The following is a 16,788-nucleotide window of genomic DNA, read 5'->3' as shown; positions in this document are numbered from 1 at the left end:
CATGTGCCTGCACTATAACGGGAATTTTGCCCACGCAAACCGCTTTTTCGAGGATGGGCTCAGTACTGGTAGTCGGTGAAGACCGGCTCGACCGAGCCGTTCCAACGGCCGTTGTAGAGCGCCAGCATATCTTCCGCGAGCGTCGCCTTCTTCGCCAGCACCTCGTCAAGCGGTGCAAGGAAGATGGTCTCGTCGACGCCGTCGCCATTGAGGCGTGCACGGGCCTTGAGACCCTGCCGGGAAATCGAGACCACTTCGCGCGCCACGTCGAGCAGCGGCTTGCCGCGGAAGTCGGCCTTGAGGCCCTGTGCCGGCACGGTATCGCGCAGTGCCGAGACTTCTTCGACCGTCCAGTCGCGCGTCAGGGCTTCGGCGGCGTCCAACGCGCCGTCGTCATAGAGCAGGCCGACCCAGAAGGCGGGCAGCGCACAGATGCGCCGCCACGGACCGCCGTCGGCACCGCGCATTTCGAGGAAGCGCTTCAGCCGCACGTCGGGGAACAGCGTGGAAAGGTGGTTCGTCCAGTCGCCGATGTTCGGCTCCCAATCGGCAACCTCGCCCTTCAGCGCGCCGGCCATGAACTGGCGGAAGGTGACGTGCGTGCAGTCATGGTACTTGCCGTCGCGCACGATGAAATACATCGGCACGTCGAGCGCCCATTCGACATAGTCGATGAAGCCGAAATCCGGCTTGAATGCGAAGGGGATGAGGCCGGCGCGGTTGTTGTCGGTGTCGCGCCAGATGTCGCCGCGCCAGGACAGCAGGCCATTCGGCTTGCCCTCGGTGAAGGGCGACGAGGCGAAGAGCGCGGTCGCCATCGACTGCAGTTTCAGCGAAACCTGCATCTTGCGGCGCATATCGACTTCGGAGGAGAAGTCGAGATTCACCTGGATCGTGCAGGTGCGGTACATCATGTCGAGACCCTGGCTGCCGACCTTCGGCATGTAGCGGGTCATGATGTCGTAGCGGCTTTTGGGCATGCGCGGCGTTTCGGCAAACGACCATTTCGGACTGCCGCCCATGCCGAGGAAGCGGATGCCGAGCGGTTCGGCGATCTCACGCAAGGTCGCGAGGTGCTGGTTCGATTCCTTGCAGGTCTGGTGCAGGTTTTCCAGCGGCGCGCCAGAAAGCTCGAACTGGCCACCCGGCTCCAGCGAGATCGCGCCCATGCCGGACGGTTCGGCAAGGCCGATGATATGGCCGGCATCCACGATCGGCTCCCAGCCGGTCTTGGCCTGCATGCCGTTCAACAGCGCCGAGATGCTCGCGTCGCCGAAATAGGGGACGGGACTGTTGTCGGCCGTAAAGAAGACGAATTTTTCATGCTCGGTGCCGATGCGGAACCTCTCCTTCGGCTTGTTGCCTTCGGCGAGGTATTCCGCCATGTCCGCGACGGTGCGGATCGGCGTCTGGTCGGTGGTATCACGGGCCATGGGCGTCTTCTTCTGAACGGATGGCGCCCGGCGGAACCGCAGGGCCTTGGGAAGGGTGCTTGGACCGGAATTAAATGCGGTGCAAGCGAATTCCTTTCAAGGCAGATTCAAAAAAACCCATTCGACTTTTCGGGAAAATTCGCCTTTTTGCTTTCCCGCAATTCCAGCGGGCAGGCGGGGCGGTCGCTCATACCCAATCGCCGATTGCCGCCTGGATGACGGCCATCGCCGCTACCGCCGCCGTATCGGCGCGCAGGATGCGGGGGCCGAGCGGGATCGGCGTCACGAAATCGAGACCGCGCAACAGCGTGCGCTCGTCATCCGAAAAGCCGCCTTCCGGGCCGACGAGCAGGGCGAGCTTGCGCTCCTCGATCTTTTGCAGCACCGGCAGCGGGTTCTGGCTGCCATGGCCCTCGTCACAGAAGATGATGCGTCGCTCGCGCGGCCAGTCGGAGATGAGGTCGTCCAGCTTGCGGGGGGCTACAACCTGCGGGATTGCGAGAATGCCGCACTGTTCGGCCGCCTCGACGGCATTGGCCTGCAGGCGCTCGATGCTGGTGATCTTGCCCTGCACATGCTGGGTCATCACCGGCTGGAGCATGCCGGCACCCATTTCGACCGCCTTCTGCACGAGATAATCGAGCCGGCCAACCTTCAGCGGTGCAAAGAGATAGTGGAGATCGCAGGGTGCCGGCTGCGGCCGTGTCTGTTCGACCGGCGTCAGCAGCAGGCGCTTGCGGGTCGGCAGCGAAAGCTCGGCGCGCCACTCGCCGTCGCGCCCGTTGAACAGCAGCACGGCATCGCCGTCTGCCATGCGCAGCACATTGGTGAGATAGTGGAAGTGCTCCTTGGCGGCCTCGAAAGCCTGCCCGGCGACGAGGGCGTCGTCGACAAAGAGGCGTTGCATCCGATAATTTGCACGCATGGTCGACCTCTCAGGTGAAGAGCGCGTTGAGGACGAGGAAGACGACAGCCGACAGGATCGCCGAGACGGGCAGCGTCACGATCCAGGCGGAGATAATCGTCATGAAATGCGAGCGGCGCACGAGATAGCGCCGGCGTGTCTCGTCCGGATTGGCCGACGGTTCTTCTTCCTCCGCGACGCGGTTGCCGCGGCTGCGGATATAGTCGATCCGGCGCTGGGAGTTACGTGTGTACCACTCGCGAAACAGCCCGACACCGAACACCGCGCCGACGGCGATATGGGTGGACGAAACCGGAATGGCGAAAGCCGACGCCGTCAGCACGGCGATAGCCGAGGAGAGCGCCACGCAGAAGGCGCGCATCGGGTTGAGCTTGGTGATCTCGTTGCCGACGATGCGGATCAGGCGCGGGCCGAACAGCAGCAGGCCGAGCGAAATACCGAAGGCGCCGATGATCATCACCCAGAGCGGGATGGCGGCTTCGTTGCCGGTACCCCCCGAGCGCAGGGCCGAGACAACGCCGTAGAGCGGGCCAACGGCGTTCGACACATCGTTGGCGCCGTGTGCAAAGGAAAGCAGGGCGGCTGAGCAGATCAGCGGGATGCGAAACAGCGTGCGCAGCGACTGGTTGCGGTTGTCGAGGCCTTCCGCGTGCCGGCGGATGATCGGCCGCGTCACAAAGTAGACGACGATGCCGAAGGCGAGGCCAACGAGCAGCGCGCGGCCGATCGGTATGTCGTAGAAGCCATTGGTGCCGCCATTGGCGATGAAGGCGGCAAAGGCACCGGCCATCAGCGCGACGAGCACGGGAACCCAGGTCTTGGCCGCGGCGATCTTGTCGTCGCGGTAGATGATGGTTTCCTTGAGGAAATAGAGTAGAGCCGCCGCGATCACCCCGCCCAGGATCGGCGAGACGGTCCAGCTGACGACGATGACGGCGATCGCGTCCCATTGCACGCTGTGGAAGCCGCTTGCGGCGGCAGCCGCACCGATCACGCCGCCGATGATGGCGTGGGTGGTGGAGATCGGCGCATTGGCAAGTGTGGCGATGTTGATCCAGAGCGCTGCCGAAACCAGCGCCGCCATCATCGCCCAGGCGAAGACTTCGGGGCTCGGAAAGATGGCACGATCAACGATGCCCGACGAGACCGTCGCCGCAACGCCCTGACCGGCGAGAAGCGCGCCGGCAATTTCGAAGACGGCGGCAATGCCCAGGGCGACACCCATGCTCATGGCACGCGCGCCGACGGCAGCGCCCACATTGTTCGTCACATCGTTTGCGCCGATGTTCATGGCCATGTAGGCGGCCAGTGCTGCGGTGACGGCGATCACCAGCACGCCCGGCGTGCCCATGGCAAAACTATCGGCAACGGCCATGGTGATGAGCAGGAAGACCAGCGAAATGCCCACGCCCGTCCAGGACCGCAGCACGAAGTGCGTGGCCTGTTCGGTGAAGGTGAGTTTTTCCAGATCCTTGTCCAGCGTCGGCTTGCGAAGCTGGACCTGAGAATTCGCCATTCATGCTGCTCCGTCTTTGCCAAAAGGCAATACAGCGCCGTGTGTCGCTTGCGAGGCATAAAGGTCGCTGTAAATCCTGAATCCACTGAATAATTGATCCGCGGGGCGATTTCGACCCGCGGATCAATTATTCAGGGGTGTTTCAGGGCATCAGCGGCCTTCGGACGACGGCCGTATCAGGCGCCGGTCGTGCCGTTTTTGGGCTCCGGTGCGACCGCGCCAAGCATCTTCTGTTCGAAGGCGAGGAGAAGGGTTTTGAGGCCCGGTTCCTGCACACGGGCGGCTGCCTCCGTGCAATCGACCCATTCGGCGCGTCGCTCACCCTTTTCCGGAAAATTCTTGACCATCTCATCGACGGCGAGCGGGAAAACGCGCACCAGGCAATCGACTTTCAATCCTTCCGGCAGGCCCTTCATGTAATGGTAGCTGCCAATCGGCTTCTCGCCGATCTTGCCCTTCACCCCGGCCTCTTCCCAGGCCTCGCGCGCGGCGGCGGCGGATGCGCTCTTGCCATCCATCGGCCAGCCCTTCGGGATAACCCACCGACCCGTGTCGCGGCTGGTGATCAGGAGGACTTCGACCGCCGGACGCTTCTTCCGCACGCGATAGCACAGCGCACCATATTGCTCCCGCGCCGGGCGCTGGAACATGAGGTGGACGTCGTTGGCGATGCGGTTGAGAAGGTTCAAGGTCTTGTTCATTCCTCTTGTCGGGATTCGCTCACTGAGTCGTTATCGTACATCATGCTTGCGTGAGATTTGCGGCGCAAGTCAGGCTTGTGGCGCGATACCGCGTTTTTGCATGCGCAGCTGTGCAATACGTTGCCATTCGCCGCTGCGTTCCGCTTCGCGGATTGCGACGGCAATATAGCCCATATGCGCCTTAGCGGCATTTCGTGCCGCATTTCCGTCACCCGCCATGATCGCTGCATAGATCGCCTCGTGCTGGGCAAGCAGATGCCCACGTGCTTCTTCCGAGGTGAAAACGAGGTGACGGTGGAAAAAGATCCCCTGCGCCAGCAGACGATAACACGCGCGGAGCGTGTGCAGGAGCACGATGTTGTGCGCGGCCTCGCCGACGGCATTGTGCAGGTCGACATCCGCCTCGAGTTCGGCGTCGAAGGACCCGCCCTTATGCGCCGCGCGCATCGCCTCCATGATGCGGGTCAGCATCTGCCGGTCATAGTCGGTGGCACGCCGGGCGGCGAGGTCGGCGGTGATGCCCTCCAGCTCGCGGCGGTACTCGATATAGTCCTCTGTTGCGCGCTGATGGCGGGCGATGAGATCGACGACGGCGGGCGAAAAAACCTGGCCGATAATGTCGGCAACATAGGTGCCGTCACCATGCTGGCTGACCAGCAGCCCGCGGTTTTCCAGCTCCTTCAGCGCTTCGCGCAGGATCGGCCTGGAGACGTCAAGCCGTTTGGAAAGCTCGCGCTCGCCAGGCAGGCGATCCCCGTCGCGCAGGATACCTTCGAGCAGCAACAGCTCGATCTGCCGCACGACCTCATCGGCGGTGCGGCTGTGGCTGATGCGGGCGAAAAGGTCGAAGCTGGTGTCGGTCACGACGGCGATAGTATCAACCGGCGCAGAAACTGGTCAACAATCTTGTCCACTTTATACTTTCTGCCTGCGTCAATGCGTCCTATCTCCCGTGCCCTGACATTTGTTAAGAAAGAGCTGTTGCACATGGGGGAACGGTGCAGACATGGCAAAAGGCAGCTTCGCTTTTCCGCAGGCGACTTCGCGTGCGCAGGCGCTCGGGGAAATTCACGCAAGACCATATGCGCTGGTGCCGTCACCACGCGTCATCTTCCAGCTCGCCTTCCTGACGGAGGGTGGTTCGGCGGTGGATCATGCCGTGATGGCCGAAGTGTCACGCTCGCGCGGCATCTCGCCGCCCGGCCGCGATTCCAGTCACCACGCGCTGAGCTGGGGGCAGGGCACGCTGCGCTGGGAACGTCACACAGAATTCTCGACCTATTTCTGGGACGGGCCGGTGCCGGATAAATTCGGCGGCGAAGTCCCGGTCCATCCGTTCGGTGACAGCTTTTCGCCGCCCGGCACGATGATCTCCGGCATCCGCCTGGAAATCCGGCCCGATTCGCCGGAAACCCGCGAGGCGATCGCCAGTTTCGACCCGACCAGCCTCTGTTATAGCGAGATCAAGAACGGCCAGGCGATGATCCTGACCGACTTCCGGCAGAACGGTGACGGGCTGACGCAGATCCTCGTCATCGACCGCGGTATGAACGAGGCCGGGCGCGGTGCCGTCGTGCAGCGCCTGCTCGATATCGAGACCTACCGCACGCTCGCCATGATGGGCCTGCCGCTCGCCCAGTCGCTCTCGCCGGAAATCCGCCGCATCGAGGACGGGCTGACCGGCATTACCAACACCATGAAGCAGCATGCCCGCGACAGGGCGGATGAACTGCTGTCGGAAATCACCCGTCTTGCCGCCGAACTGGAGGCCAATGCCGCGCTCAGCCTCTACCGTTTCGGCGCCAGCCGCGCCTATTACGGCATCGTGCAGGAGCGTATCCGCACGCTCGCGGAAACGGCGGTGCCGGGGTACGAAACGCTCGGCTTCTTCCTGGAGCGCCGGCTAGCGCCCGCGATGCGCACCTGTCAGTCCATCGAGGAGCGGCAGGCGAACCTGTCGCGAAAACTCGCCCGTGCCACCGCCCTGCTCAGAAGCTGGATCGACGTGGAGCTGGAACAGCTCAACTCGTCGCTGCTCAATTCGATGGACCGCCGCGCGAAATTGCAGCTGCGCCTGCAGCAAACCGTCGAAGGCCTGTCGGTTGCGGCGATCTCCTACTACGTCGTCGGCCTCTTCGGCTATGTCGCGAAGGCAGCGCATGGTCTCGGCCTGCCGATCAAGCCGGAAACGCTGACCGGCATCGCCGTGCCCTTCGTCATCGCCGGCATGTGGCTGCTCGTCCGCGCGATCCGCCAGCGGCACGCCGAAGAGGACAAGCATTAAAGCAATTCCAGATCCGGGATTGCGTCAGAGCATAGTCAGGTGGACAGGTCGCACTGGTAGCGCGGCGCGCCATCGATGATGGCGAAGCCGGTGTCCCAGCCGAAGCCGGAATCGTCCTGTGCCGACAGCTTCTTCTTCGCGGCGATGCCGCGCGCCTTGAACGTGGCCTCGGCGGTCTTCAGCGCGTCCAGCGGGAAGAGCACGGCGTGGTAGTTGAAGCCGCTTTCGAGTTCGGTGATATAGACCTCGATCTCCTTGACGGGCACGCCGCGCCAGGTGCCGTCCACCACCGGCAGCGTCACCTTGAGATACTCGTTTTCGGGTTTGACGCTGGGTGGGCCGAACAGGGCTTCGTAACCGGCGGGGATGGAGAGTGTCCCCTCCTTGCGCGCGAAAGCGTAGCTCGATTGCAGCAGGGAGGCGAGCGCGTCGCTGTAGTCGCAGGCATCGTCGAAACCCTCAAGCAGGGGGTCGAGTGGCCGCGCTGTGGCCGCCGCCGGAAACAGCAGGCCCATGAAGGCCGCCATCAGTAACACCCTGCCGATCATCCGCCATCCTCCCCAAGAGAACGGCAGCCTAGCGCAAGGCCGTCATCACGCCAATCGCCCTCAGCGCTCCCAATAGGGCAGGGGGCCGTAGAGGTCCGCGAGGTAATCGATGAACAGCCGCACCTTGACCGGCAGGAACTGACGGCTCGGATAAACTGCCGAAAGCACCACGTTGCGCGAGCCCTCGTATTGCGGCAGCACCTGCACGAGCTCGCCATTCTTCAGTGCCGGGCCGACATCCCAAGTGGAGCGCAGCGCGATCCCCATGCCGGAAAACACCGCCTCGCGCACCACCTCGCTTGAATTGGTGTAGAGCGAACCGTGCGGGCGATAGGTGACATTGCCCTCCGGCCCTTCCAGCCGCCAGACGTCCTGGGTGTGCGGCGGCAGGCAGATATGGTTTGCAAGGTCCTCCAGCGAGGCCGGCGCGCCATGGCGAGCGATGTAATCGGGCGAGGCGCAGAGCACGCGCCGCACCGAGGCCAGCCGGCGGGCAACGAGCGAGGAATCCGACAATTCGCCGATGCGGATCGCCAGGTCGAAGCCGCCGCCGACAATGTCGGAAAAGTCGTCGGTCAGCATCAGGTTGACGGTGACTTCGGGATGGGCATCCATGAAGCCCTTGAGATTGGGGGCGATATGCATGCGGCCGAAGGATGTCGGCGCGGAAATGCGCAATGTGCCGCGCACCGCACCGGACCGGCCTGACACGAAGGCCTCCGCCTCCTCGATGCCGGAGAGAATACCGACGATGCGCTCGTAGAATCCCTGTCCGGCTTCGGTCAGCGAAATCTGACGCGTCGTGCGCTGGAACAGCCGGGTGCCGAGCCGTTCCTCCAGTCTTTTCACGCGCTTGGAGACGACGGCTGGGGATAACCCGAGTGCCCGCCCCGCTGCCGACATACTTCCCATGGAGATGACGCGGGAAAAGATTTCGAGATCGCCGAGATTGGTCATTCAGTCGCGTCCATTGTTGCCGAAGCGGATAAAATGCTTAGCATTTGCACCTGCTGATAGGAAGTGGTAAAGAAAACAGACCACTTTGCGCAGGTCCGGCGAAGACCGAATCGGCAGCGTGCAGGGCGAAGGGCAGGGAGAGAAAAACATGGATCAGATCGGGTTCCTGGAGCCACGGCCGGCAGTCCTCTCCCGGCGCCGGGAAATCGTCGCCGACCTGCTCGATCTCCTGCCGGAAGGCTGCCTCGTGCACCAGCCGCGTGAACTCGTTCCCTTCGAGACGGATGCCTTCGTTTCCTACCGCCGCCTGCCGCTCGCCGTCGCGCTGCCGGAGACGACGCAGCAGGTCGCGGCCGTGTTGAAATATTGCAACCGCTACGGCGTGCCGGTCGTGCCGCGCGGTGCCGGCACCTCGCTCTCCGGCGGCGCGATCCCGCAGGAGGACGCGGTCGTCATCGGCCTTTCCAAGATGTCGCGCATCCTGGAGGTGGATTACGCCAACCGCACCGCCACCGTGCAGGCCGGCGTCACCAATCTCAACATTTCCGAGGCGGTCTCCGCCGACGGCTATTTTTACGCGCCCGACCCAAGCTCGCAGCTTGCCTGCACGATCGGCGGCAATATCGGCATGAATTCCGGCGGCGCGCACTGTCTGAAATACGGGGTAACGACCAACAACCTGCTCGGCGTCAAGCTTGTGCTGATCGACGGCACGATCGTCGATCTCGGCGGCAAGGGGCTCGATGTCGGCGGGCTCGACCTCTTGGGCGTAGTCTGCGGCGGCGAGGGCCAGCTCGGCATCGTCACCGAGGCGACCGTACGCCTCATCGCCAAGCCGGAAGGTGCGCGCCCGGTGCTGTTCGGTTTCGACAGTTCGGAAGAGGCGGGCGCCTGCGTTACCGATGTCATCGGCGCCGGCATCATTCCGGTCGCCATCGAATTCATGGACAAGCCAGCGATCGACATCTGCGAAGCCTTTGCCGGTGCCGGCTACCCGATGGATGTCGAGGCGCTCCTGATCGTCGAGGTCGAGGGCTCCGAGGCGGAGATGGACGCCATGCTGGCGAGCATCATCGAGATCGCCCACCGCCATGGCGTGAAGGTTGTGAAGGAAAGCCAGTCGGCGACGGAGGCGGCGCTGATCTGGAAGGGCCGCAAATCCGCCTTCGGCGCCACCGGCCGCATTGCCGACTATATCTGCATGGATGGCACCGTGCCACTCGGCCAGCTATCGCATGTGCTGCGCGGCACCGCCGAGATCGTCGCGAAGTATGGACTGCGCGTAGCCAATGTCTTCCACGCCGGCGATGGCAACATGCACCCGCTCATCCTCTTTAACGCCAACGACCCGGAGGATGCCGCCCGCGCCGAGGCGGCCGGCAACGACATCCTCAAACTCTGCGTCGATGCAGGCGGCTGCCTCACCGGCGAACATGGCGTCGGCATCGAGAAGCGCGACCTGATGCGCCACCAGTATACGGATACCGATCTCGCCCAGCAGATGGCGGTGCGCGCCGCCTTCGATCCGCAATGGCTGCTCAATCCGTCGAAAGTCTTCCCGCTCGAAGGGCGCCCCGCCGCATGACGCCGATCCATGAACCGCTGTCCGAAGAGGCCGCCGCCCGCCTCGTCCAGGTCGCTGCCCTGTCGAAGTCGTCCTTCGTCATCCGCGGCGGCGGTACCCGCAGCCTGCACGCCACCCCCGAAGGCACCGACGTGCTGTCGGCACGGGGCCTGAACGGCATCGTCGCCTACAATCCGGCCGAGATGACCATGACGGCCCGCGCCGGCACGCCGCTTGAAACGGTGGAAGCAGCCCTTGCCGAAAAGCGTCAGATGCTCGCCTTCGAGCCGAACGACCTGCGGGGAGCGCTCGGCACATCCGGCATCCCCACCATCGGCGGCGTCTTTGCCACCAACGCTTCCGGCCCGCGCCGTTTCGTGGCGGGTGCCGCGCGCGACAGCTTGCTCGGCGTTCGTTTCGTCAACGGCAAGGGCGAGGTGGTGAAGGCGGGCGGCCGGGTGATGAAGAACGTCACCGGTCTCGATCTCGCAAAACTGCTCGCCGGTTCGCATGGCTCGCTGGCGCTGCTGACGGAGGTCACCTTCCGCCTGCTGCCGGTGCCGGAAACCGCGGCCACCATCGTCGTCTCGAACCTCAACGACGCCGAAGCCGCCGCTGCCATGGCAACCGCCATGGCGATGTCCGTCGAAGTCTCCGGTGCCGCCCACCTGCCGGAAAGCGTGCGCGGCCGCTTCGCCGGCGGCGCACTGCCCGAAGGTCCCGCCACCGTGCTGCGCCTGGAGGGCCTTGCCGCTTCGGTTGCTGTGCGTGCCGAAAAACTGGGTGCCGTCATGGCCCGGTTCGGCGCCGTCTCACAGCTCGACGCTGAAACCACGCGCCGCCTCTGGCGCGAAATTCGCGATGCCGCGCCCTATGCCGATGGCACGCCGCGCCCGCTCTGGCGCGTCTCGGTCGCCCCCATCGCGGGCCAGCAGCTCGTCGCCGCACTCCGTCTCGAAACCGGCGTCGACGCCTTCTATGACTGGCAGGGCGGCCTCGTCTGGCTGCGCATGGAATCCGACCCGGAGGCCACGCTGCTGCGCCGCTACGTCAAGGCGGTCGGCGGTGGGCATGCGACCTTGCTGCGTGCGCGGCCGGAGGTTCTGGCGGCGACGGAAACAGTCCAGCCGCAGAGCGATGCTGTTGCAGCTCTCTCGGCGCGGGTGAAAGCAAGTTTCGATCCGGCGGGGCTGTTCAAGTCCACCATGGTCGGCTGAGAAGGAAGGCCACGGATGCAGACCAATTTCACCGCCGAGCAGCTTGCCGATCCGCATGTCGCGACCTCCGAAAAGATCCTGCGCAAATGCGTGCATTGCGGTTTCTGCACCGCCACCTGTCCCACCTATGTGACGCTCGGCAACGAGCTGGACAGTCCGCGCGGGCGCATCTACCTCATCAAGGACATGCTGGAGAACGGCCGGCCGGCGGATGCCGAAGTCGTCACCCATATCGACCGCTGCCTCTCCTGCCTCGCCTGCACGACGACCTGTCCCTCCGGCGTCGACTACATGCATCTGATCGATCATGCGCGCATGCATATCGAGGAAACCTACCGGCGCCCCTTCTGGAACCGGCTGACCCGCAACGTGCTTGCCGCCGTGCTGCCCTATCCCGGCCGCTTCCGTCTGGCGCTGAAGGCTGCTGCCCTCGGCCGTCCCTTCGCCGGCCTCCTCAAGCGCTTCAAGCCGCTCGAACCCTTCGGCGCCATGCTGGATCTCGCGCCGCGCAGGCTGCCAAGGGCCTCGGACAGCGCAAAACCCGGCACGCATCCGGCCGCCGGCCCGCGCCGTGGCCGCGTGGCGATCCTCTCCGGCTGCGCCCAGCCGGTGCTGAAGCCGGAAATCAACGAAGCGACAATCCGCCTGCTCACCCGTCTCGGCGTCGAGGTCGTGGCGCCGGCGGGCGAAGTCTGCTGCGGCTCACTCGTCCATCACATGGGCCGCGAGGCACAGGCGCTGGAGGCGGCGCGACGCAATGTCGATGTCTGGCTCGGCGAGGTCGAGCGGGGCGGGCTCGATGCGATCATCATCACCGCGTCGGGCTGCGGCACGACAATCAAGGACTACGGCTTCATGCTTCGCCTCGACCCCGCCTATGCGGAAAAGGCGGCGCGCGTCTCCGCGCTCGCCAAGGACGTGACGGAGTACCTTACAACGCTGGACCTGCCGCAGCAGGAGGCGCGCGGGCTGACGGTCGCCTATCATTCCGCCTGCTCCATGCAGCACGGCCAGAAGATCACGCTTGTACCGAAGACACTTCTCAAGAAGGCAGGCTTTGTGGTGCGTGATCCGGCGGAGGGGCATCTCTGCTGCGGGTCGGCCGGCACCTACAACATCCTCCAGCCGGAGATTTCCGGCAAGCTGAAGGCGCGCAAGGTCAAGAACATCGAGGCGACCAAGCCGGACCTCATCGCCACCGGCAATATCGGCTGCATCACGCAGATCGCGACGGGCACGCAAATCCCGATCCTGCATACGGTGGAACTGCTCGACTGGGCCTATGGCGGAACCAAGCCCGCCGTGCTTTCCTGATCCTGTCACGCGCGGAACAGCCGCTTTCCTCAGAGACTGCTAGAGGAGCGGCATTCCAACCCGTCCGGAGATCGCCATGCGCCGCGTCCTGCTTTCTATTGCTGCCCTTGCCACCCTGTCCGCGCCGGCCTTCGCCACCGGCGGCTTCAGCTGTGCTGTGAACGACAAGAATGTTGCCTTCGAAGCGGAGGCAGGCTTCAGCTACAGCCTCGGCGGCATCCTGAATTTTCGGGGTCAGCTCGACCTTCCGGCGGATCTTGCACAGAAGGGGCTCGACAAGGTGACGCTCGACCAATCGTCGCTCACGCATCACTGGCTGCATGACGGCGAATTGCGGCTGCTCGTCCACGCGGAGTCCGGCGATGGCCAGCCCTTTGCCGCGCTCGATTTCGTCATGATGACGACGGTGGACGAGGAGGGGCTGAACTATGACGGCACGTATTCTCTGAAAGTCGAAGGTGCCGACCTCGATGAGCCGGTGCGGCGAACCGGCAAGGTATCCTGCTCTGCCAGCTAAAACGACGATGCCGGCGCGAGGCCGGCATCAAGGCGTTTGCTTCAGGCTGGCGGCTCAGCCGCCGAAGCCGAAGAGGTTGCCGAAGAAATCGACGCCGCGATCGTTGTAGCTGACCGCACCCTGGCGATTGCCGGGGCCGACTACGACCACCTTGGTGCCGACGTCGGCGCGGGCGTAGAGGTGCTCCACGTCCTTGTTCATCATGCGAATACAGCCCGACGACATGTTCTGGCCGATCGTCCAGGGCTGGTTCGTGCCGTGGATGCGGAAGATCGTGTCACGGCCGCCCTTGAAGAGATAGAGCGCGCGCGCACCGAGCGGATTATCCTCGCCGCCGGCTTGGGTGACCGGCAGGATGCGGCCCTTCTTGGCCTCGCGGTGGCGCATTTCAGCCGGCGGCGTCCAGCTCGGCCATTCCGCCTTGCGGCCGACCTTCACCACGCCCGACCAGCCGAAGCCATCGCGGCCGACGCCGATGCCGTAGCGCGTCGCCTTGTTGTTGCCCTCGACATAATAGAGGTACTTGTTGTTGGTATCGACGATAACGGTGCCGGGCGCCTGATCGGTGACGAAACGCACCTTGGTGCGCTTGTACTTCGCCGCGACCTGCTTCTTGCTCTGTTGCTGTGCGACAAGCGTCACGTTGGACGTGGTCTCGATATTGCTGCCCTGCACGGCCCCGGGGAAGGCGTTCGCCGATGTGACCGGCATGATCGCCGTGACGGCAAAGGCCGTCGCCAGCAAGATCGATGCGTATTTCCGCATGGTGTATTCCCTCTCAATCCTCAATTGCCAGAGGCTAGCCGAGTTCTGAGCGATTTCAAGCCAGCCCATGGGCAGTAAGACGCGTGTGATGCCGGATTTCTTCGGCTTCTTGCCGCAAGTGTTGCCTGAAAAGCAAAAAACTCCGGCCGCGCGGCGACCGGAGTTCTTCATTCAGCGCCGACGTAACGACGACGCTGCCGTCAGATCACGATGACCTTCGTGCCGACATTGACGCGCTCATAGAGATCGACGACGTCTTCGTTGCGCATGCGGATGCAGCCGGAGGACACCGCATAACCGATCGTCCAGGGCGCGTTCGTGCCGTGGATGCGGTAGAGCGTCGAGCCGAGATACATGGCGCGCGAGCCAAGCGGATTTTCCGGGCCTCCTTCCATGGAAGCCGGCAGGTAATGCCCCTTGGCGGCCTCGCGGGCGACCATTTCCTTCGGCGGCGTCCAGCTCGGCCATTCAGCCTTGCGGGTGATCTTGTGGGCGCCCGCCCATTCGAAGCCCGGCTTGCCGACGCCGACGCCGTAGCGCCGCGCCTTCCCGTCGCCCATCACCAGGTAGAGGAAGCGGTTGTTGGTATCGATGACGATCGTGCCCGCCTTGTGCTCGCTCTCGTAGGACACGACCTGCGGCAGGTACATCGGGTCGAGTTTCGAGCGGATCGGGTTTTGTGCGCGCGTCGTCACCGAAGCCTGCTCGATGCGGACGGCACCGTCGCGGCGGATGACGCGGCGCTGCTGCACCTTCTGGCGCTGGATGATGCGGCGTTGGTTGACGGCGGGCTGTACGCCCTCGCCGGTGAGCTGCATCACCCAGGGGGCGGTAAGGTCGGGGCTTACGATGATGGGCGGGCGGGTCATGTACCGCTCGTTCGCATAGGCTGCGGTCGAGGTGCACAGGAGGGTCGCTGCAAGAAGGGTTCGTATCAACATCGGACGTACTCGCTACTGATCGTCACCGGGCTGCGCCGAAAAACAAAAGAGATGGCGCCGGTTCGGGAGAATGCTTGCACCCTACGATGAAGCGAAAGGTAAACGGCCGTTCATTCGATATGGACGATGCCGATAAAGCTTTGAGTAGGGTTATTGCCCGCTTTCCAAAAGTGGTTGACGAGTGGTAAAGCGGAACAAATAGGAAACGGAGACGGCAATGGCAAAAGGGCTCTTGGAAGGCGACGATGGTCGTGTGCGCTGTGCATGGCATGGCAATCTGGACGATTACCGCCGCTACCACGACGAGGAATGGGGCCAGCCGGTCACCAGCGACCAGCGCCTCTTCGAGAAGATCTGCCTGGAGGGCTTTCAGTCAGGCCTGTCCTGGCTCACCATCCTGCGCAAACGCGAGAGTTTCCGCGCAGCCTTCGCCGGTTTCGACTTCGACAAGGTGGCCCTCTTCGGCGATGACGATATTGCCCGTTGTCTCGCCGACACCGGCATCGTGCGCCATCGCGGCAAGATCGTCTCGACGATCAACAATGCAGTCCGCGCGCAGGCGCTGCGTGAAGAGTTCGGCACGCTCGCCCGCTATTTCTGGGGCTTCGAGCCGACGCCGGAGGAGCGGCCGGCCAGGGTGGATTGGGAGACGATCGCCGCGAATCCGACGACGCCCACCTCCGTGAGGTTGTCGAAAGACCTCAAGAAACGCGGCTGGACCTTTGTCGGCCCCACCACCGTCTATGCCTTCATGCAGGCCATGGGCCTCGTCAACGACCATGTAGAGGGCTGTTTCTGCCGCGAGGAAGTCGAGGACAAGAGAAAACGGCTCGCGCGGCCCTGATTGCGGTATAGCCGTCACAAATACATGTTTGAATTTACAACGAATCATGTAGCTTAGACTTCAGCGGCAAATTCATACATCAAGAGTTCTGGGGTCGACGCGCATCTGCGCAGTCGTGGTGTGCCGCTTATGCTGAATGATTTGGCATGGGGGACATATGGGGCCGAACGTATCTGTGACCGACGAATCTCGTCTTGAAGGCTGGGCCTGCAGCAAGGCCCAGGAGATCATGCTCCGGGAAGGTTTTCGCCTGATCCGGTCCGCCCGCAGCGGCAGCAATACCGAACTTCGCGAAACGAGCCTGTTGATGGCGCGCGTCATCGCGGCTTCGCTGGTCGAGGCCTCGGCGGCGAGGCACGTGGCAGGCGAATAACGCAAGTTCAGCAAAAACCGCCAAGCGGTTTAGCGTGCGGCGAACTGCGTGGAAACGAAACGATGAACGGAAAGGCCCGCCGGTTTGCCGGCGGGCCTTCCTGTTTTACTTGGCGTTGTTGGCGAGCCAAGCTTCCATCATCTTGATCTCGCCTTCCTGCGCGGTGATGACCTCCTGCGCAAGCGTGCGGATGGCTTCATCCTTGCCGTATTCCAGCTCGACCTTCGCCATGTCGATGGCGCCCTGGTGATGGGCGATCATGCCGCGCACGAAGTCGACGTCGGCATTGCCGGTAAAGTCGATCTCCATGCCCTTGTGCATCTTCGCATTGGCGTCGATGAAGGCCTTTGTGGATGCGCTCTGGTCGCCGGCCGGGGCTTCCATCGTCATGCCCTGGTGGCCGGAATGGTCGGCTTCTTGGGCGATTGCGGGCAGGGCGAAGGCGAGCGTCAGGGCTGCGCCGAGAAACATGGTCTTTGCGTTCATTGGATTTTCCAGTTCTGAACAGGATTGAGGACCGGGCGCAAAACGCCCGGCATTCCGTCACGTACTGGTCAGGACCGGGGAGGGGGATCGAGCGGCGGCAGCGCCACGCCGATCAGTTGCGGCACGGCGGCCGAGGCAGGACTTGAAGCGTCTAGCGCCTGGCGTACCGGAGCAAGCCCGAAGGCCTCGATCGCGAAACAGGCGGAACAGGCAACGGGATGCGCGGCGGGCTTGGACGTGTTGCCGTGTTCGCTGTCGTCCTTCTCCGTGGCCATCTGGTGCACGGCATGCATGCCGGCCGGCTGCGCAACGCTGAGCGTCGCCGCGATTGCCGGCACCCAGCCGGAAAGTACGGCGCCCAGAATGGCGAAGACGAAGAGGATCTGTCTCATGAGGGGAGAGA

The 16,788-nt window shown here is 63.7% G+C and carries 18 protein-coding genes; 7 read left to right on the top strand and 11 right to left on the bottom strand.

Annotation, left to right across the window (positions count from 1 at the left end):
• Positions 1–59: 59 nt before the first annotated feature.
• The 5 genes from BSY16_RS11070 to BSY16_RS11050 form a co-directional block, all read right to left on the bottom strand.
• Entirely contained in the window at positions 60–1,433 is a 1,374-nt protein-coding gene (locus BSY16_RS11070; protein WP_069059713.1) for a glutamate--cysteine ligase, read from the bottom strand.
• A 187-nt stretch (positions 1,434–1,620) separates the two neighbouring features.
• A complete protein-coding gene (locus BSY16_RS11065) occupies positions 1,621–2,358 on the bottom strand; it encodes a 16S rRNA (uracil(1498)-N(3))-methyltransferase (protein WP_069059712.1) in 738 nt (245 codons plus the stop codon).
• A 10-nt stretch (positions 2,359–2,368) separates the two neighbouring features.
• A complete protein-coding gene (locus tag BSY16_RS11060; RefSeq protein WP_069059711.1) occupies positions 2,369–3,874 on the bottom strand; it encodes an inorganic phosphate transporter in 1,506 nt (501 codons plus the stop codon).
• A 176-nt stretch (positions 3,875–4,050) separates the two neighbouring features.
• Positions 4,051–4,563, bottom strand: a complete 513-nt coding sequence (locus BSY16_RS11055) for an NUDIX hydrolase (protein ID WP_069061496.1) — start codon at positions 4,561–4,563, stop codon at positions 4,051–4,053.
• Positions 4,564–4,644: 81 nt separating this feature from the next.
• Complete coding sequence (locus BSY16_RS11050) at positions 4,645–5,439, bottom strand: FadR/GntR family transcriptional regulator (protein WP_069059710.1); 795 nt, start codon at positions 5,437–5,439, stop codon at positions 4,645–4,647.
• A gap of 142 nt (positions 5,440–5,581) precedes the next feature.
• Here BSY16_RS11050 and BSY16_RS11045 point away from each other — a divergent pair, with 142 nt between their 5' ends.
• Positions 5,582–6,859 carry a DUF3422 family protein gene (locus BSY16_RS11045; RefSeq protein WP_069059709.1) on the top strand — a complete coding sequence of 426 codons (1,278 nt, stop codon included), beginning with the start codon at positions 5,582–5,584 and terminating at the stop codon, positions 6,857–6,859.
• 35 nt (positions 6,860–6,894) lie between these two features.
• Here the strand turns inward: BSY16_RS11045 and BSY16_RS11040 are convergent, their stop codons facing one another.
• Together BSY16_RS11040 and BSY16_RS11035 are read right to left on the bottom strand one after the other, a co-directional pair.
• Positions 6,895–7,407, bottom strand: a complete 513-nt coding sequence (locus BSY16_RS11040; RefSeq protein ID WP_069059708.1) for a hypothetical protein — start codon at positions 7,405–7,407, stop codon at positions 6,895–6,897.
• Positions 7,408–7,467: 60 nt separating this feature from the next.
• Entirely contained in the window at positions 7,468–8,364 is an 897-nt protein-coding gene (locus tag BSY16_RS11035) for a LysR family transcriptional regulator (protein WP_069059707.1), read from the bottom strand.
• Positions 8,365–8,512: 148 nt separating this feature from the next.
• Here BSY16_RS11035 and BSY16_RS11030 point away from each other — a divergent pair, with 148 nt between their 5' ends.
• The 4 genes from BSY16_RS11030 to BSY16_RS11015 all read left to right on the top strand — a co-directional run bounded on the left by BSY16_RS11030 (position 8,513) and on the right by BSY16_RS11015 (position 12,976).
• On the top strand, positions 8,513–9,949 hold the full coding sequence (locus BSY16_RS11030; protein ID WP_069059706.1) for an FAD-linked oxidase C-terminal domain-containing protein: 1,437 nt from the start codon (positions 8,513–8,515) through the stop codon (positions 9,947–9,949).
• Positions 9,946–11,145 (top strand): FAD-binding protein, encoded by a 1,200-nt coding sequence (locus BSY16_RS11025; RefSeq protein ID WP_069059705.1) that lies wholly within the window; start codon positions 9,946–9,948, stop codon positions 11,143–11,145. The genes BSY16_RS11030 and BSY16_RS11025 overlap by 4 nt, the downstream gene beginning before the upstream one ends.
• A 15-nt stretch (positions 11,146–11,160) precedes the next feature.
• Positions 11,161–12,459 carry a glycolate oxidase subunit GlcF gene (gene glcF / locus BSY16_RS11020; RefSeq protein ID WP_069059704.1) on the top strand — a complete coding sequence of 433 codons (1,299 nt, stop codon included), beginning with the start codon at positions 11,161–11,163 and terminating at the stop codon, positions 12,457–12,459.
• A 76-nt stretch (positions 12,460–12,535) separates the two neighbouring features.
• A complete protein-coding gene (locus tag BSY16_RS11015; protein ID WP_069059703.1) occupies positions 12,536–12,976 on the top strand; it encodes a hypothetical protein in 441 nt (146 codons plus the stop codon).
• A gap of 54 nt (positions 12,977–13,030) precedes the next feature.
• Here the strand turns inward: BSY16_RS11015 and BSY16_RS11010 are convergent, their stop codons facing one another.
• Positions 13,031–13,741: a L,D-transpeptidase gene (locus tag BSY16_RS11010; RefSeq protein WP_069059702.1), complete on the bottom strand. Its 711-nt coding sequence runs from the start codon at positions 13,739–13,741 to the stop codon at positions 13,031–13,033.
• Positions 13,742–13,941: 200 nt separating this feature from the next.
• Positions 13,942–14,682 carry a L,D-transpeptidase gene (locus BSY16_RS11005; protein ID WP_069059701.1) on the bottom strand — a complete coding sequence of 247 codons (741 nt, stop codon included), beginning with the start codon at positions 14,680–14,682 and terminating at the stop codon, positions 13,942–13,944.
• A gap of 217 nt (positions 14,683–14,899) precedes the next feature.
• Between BSY16_RS11005 and BSY16_RS11000 the strand changes: the two genes are divergently transcribed.
• Positions 14,900–15,526 carry a DNA-3-methyladenine glycosylase I gene (locus BSY16_RS11000; protein WP_069059700.1) on the top strand — a complete coding sequence of 209 codons (627 nt, stop codon included), beginning with the start codon at positions 14,900–14,902 and terminating at the stop codon, positions 15,524–15,526.
• Positions 15,527–15,683: 157 nt separating this feature from the next.
• Entirely contained in the window at positions 15,684–15,899 is a 216-nt protein-coding gene (locus BSY16_RS10995) for a hypothetical protein (RefSeq protein ID WP_150129934.1), read from the top strand.
• 105 nt (positions 15,900–16,004) lie between these two features.
• Here the strand turns inward: BSY16_RS10995 and copM are convergent, their stop codons facing one another.
• Positions 16,005–16,385 carry a CopM family metallochaperone gene (copM, locus tag BSY16_RS10990; RefSeq protein WP_069059698.1) on the bottom strand — a complete coding sequence of 127 codons (381 nt, stop codon included), beginning with the start codon at positions 16,383–16,385 and terminating at the stop codon, positions 16,005–16,007.
• A 68-nt stretch (positions 16,386–16,453) separates the two neighbouring features.
• Positions 16,454–16,777 (bottom strand): hypothetical protein, encoded by a 324-nt coding sequence (locus BSY16_RS10985; RefSeq protein ID WP_069059697.1) that lies wholly within the window; start codon positions 16,775–16,777, stop codon positions 16,454–16,456.
• Positions 16,778–16,788: the final 11 nt, after the last annotated feature.

It is taken from the genome of Sinorhizobium sp. RAC02 (genome assembly GCF_001713395.1).
Lineage (GTDB): Bacteria > Pseudomonadota > Alphaproteobacteria > Rhizobiales > Rhizobiaceae > Shinella.
The sequence above is the reverse complement of the archived record's forward strand: the minus strand, read 5'-3'. Positions and strand labels throughout refer to the sequence as shown.

Excerpts from the sequence above, each read along its gene's own strand:
- BSY16_RS11070 (WP_069059713.1), bottom strand. The coding sequence starts at position 1,433 with ATGGCCCGTGATACCACCGACCAGACGCCGATCCGCACCGTCGCGGAC.
- BSY16_RS11065 (WP_069059712.1), bottom strand. The coding sequence starts at position 2,358 with ATGCGTGCAAATTATCGGATGCAACGCCTCTTTGTCGACGACGCCCTC.
- BSY16_RS11060 (WP_069059711.1), bottom strand. The coding sequence starts at position 3,874 with ATGGCGAATTCTCAGGTCCAGCTTCGCAAGCCGACGCTGGACAAGGAT.
- BSY16_RS11045 (WP_069059709.1), top strand. The coding sequence starts at position 5,582 with ATGGCAAAAGGCAGCTTCGCTTTTCCGCAGGCGACTTCGCGTGCGCAG.
- BSY16_RS11040 (WP_069059708.1), bottom strand. The coding sequence starts at position 7,407 with ATGATCGGCAGGGTGTTACTGATGGCGGCCTTCATGGGCCTGCTGTTT.
- BSY16_RS11035 (WP_069059707.1), bottom strand. The coding sequence starts at position 8,364 with ATGACCAATCTCGGCGATCTCGAAATCTTTTCCCGCGTCATCTCCATG.
- BSY16_RS11030 (WP_069059706.1), top strand. The coding sequence starts at position 8,513 with ATGGATCAGATCGGGTTCCTGGAGCCACGGCCGGCAGTCCTCTCCCGG.
- BSY16_RS11025 (WP_069059705.1), top strand. The coding sequence starts at position 9,946 with ATGACGCCGATCCATGAACCGCTGTCCGAAGAGGCCGCCGCCCGCCTC.
- glcF (WP_069059704.1), top strand. The coding sequence starts at position 11,161 with ATGCAGACCAATTTCACCGCCGAGCAGCTTGCCGATCCGCATGTCGCG.
- BSY16_RS11015 (WP_069059703.1), top strand. The coding sequence starts at position 12,536 with ATGCGCCGCGTCCTGCTTTCTATTGCTGCCCTTGCCACCCTGTCCGCG.
- BSY16_RS11010 (WP_069059702.1), bottom strand. The coding sequence starts at position 13,741 with ATGCGGAAATACGCATCGATCTTGCTGGCGACGGCCTTTGCCGTCACG.
- BSY16_RS11005 (WP_069059701.1), bottom strand. The coding sequence starts at position 14,682 with ATGTTGATACGAACCCTTCTTGCAGCGACCCTCCTGTGCACCTCGACC.
- BSY16_RS11000 (WP_069059700.1), top strand. The coding sequence starts at position 14,900 with ATGGCAAAAGGGCTCTTGGAAGGCGACGATGGTCGTGTGCGCTGTGCA.
- BSY16_RS10995 (WP_150129934.1), top strand. The coding sequence starts at position 15,684 with ATGGGGCCGAACGTATCTGTGACCGACGAATCTCGTCTTGAAGGCTGG.
- copM (WP_069059698.1), bottom strand. The coding sequence starts at position 16,385 with ATGAACGCAAAGACCATGTTTCTCGGCGCAGCCCTGACGCTCGCCTTC.
- BSY16_RS10985 (WP_069059697.1), bottom strand. The coding sequence starts at position 16,777 with ATGAGACAGATCCTCTTCGTCTTCGCCATTCTGGGCGCCGTACTTTCC.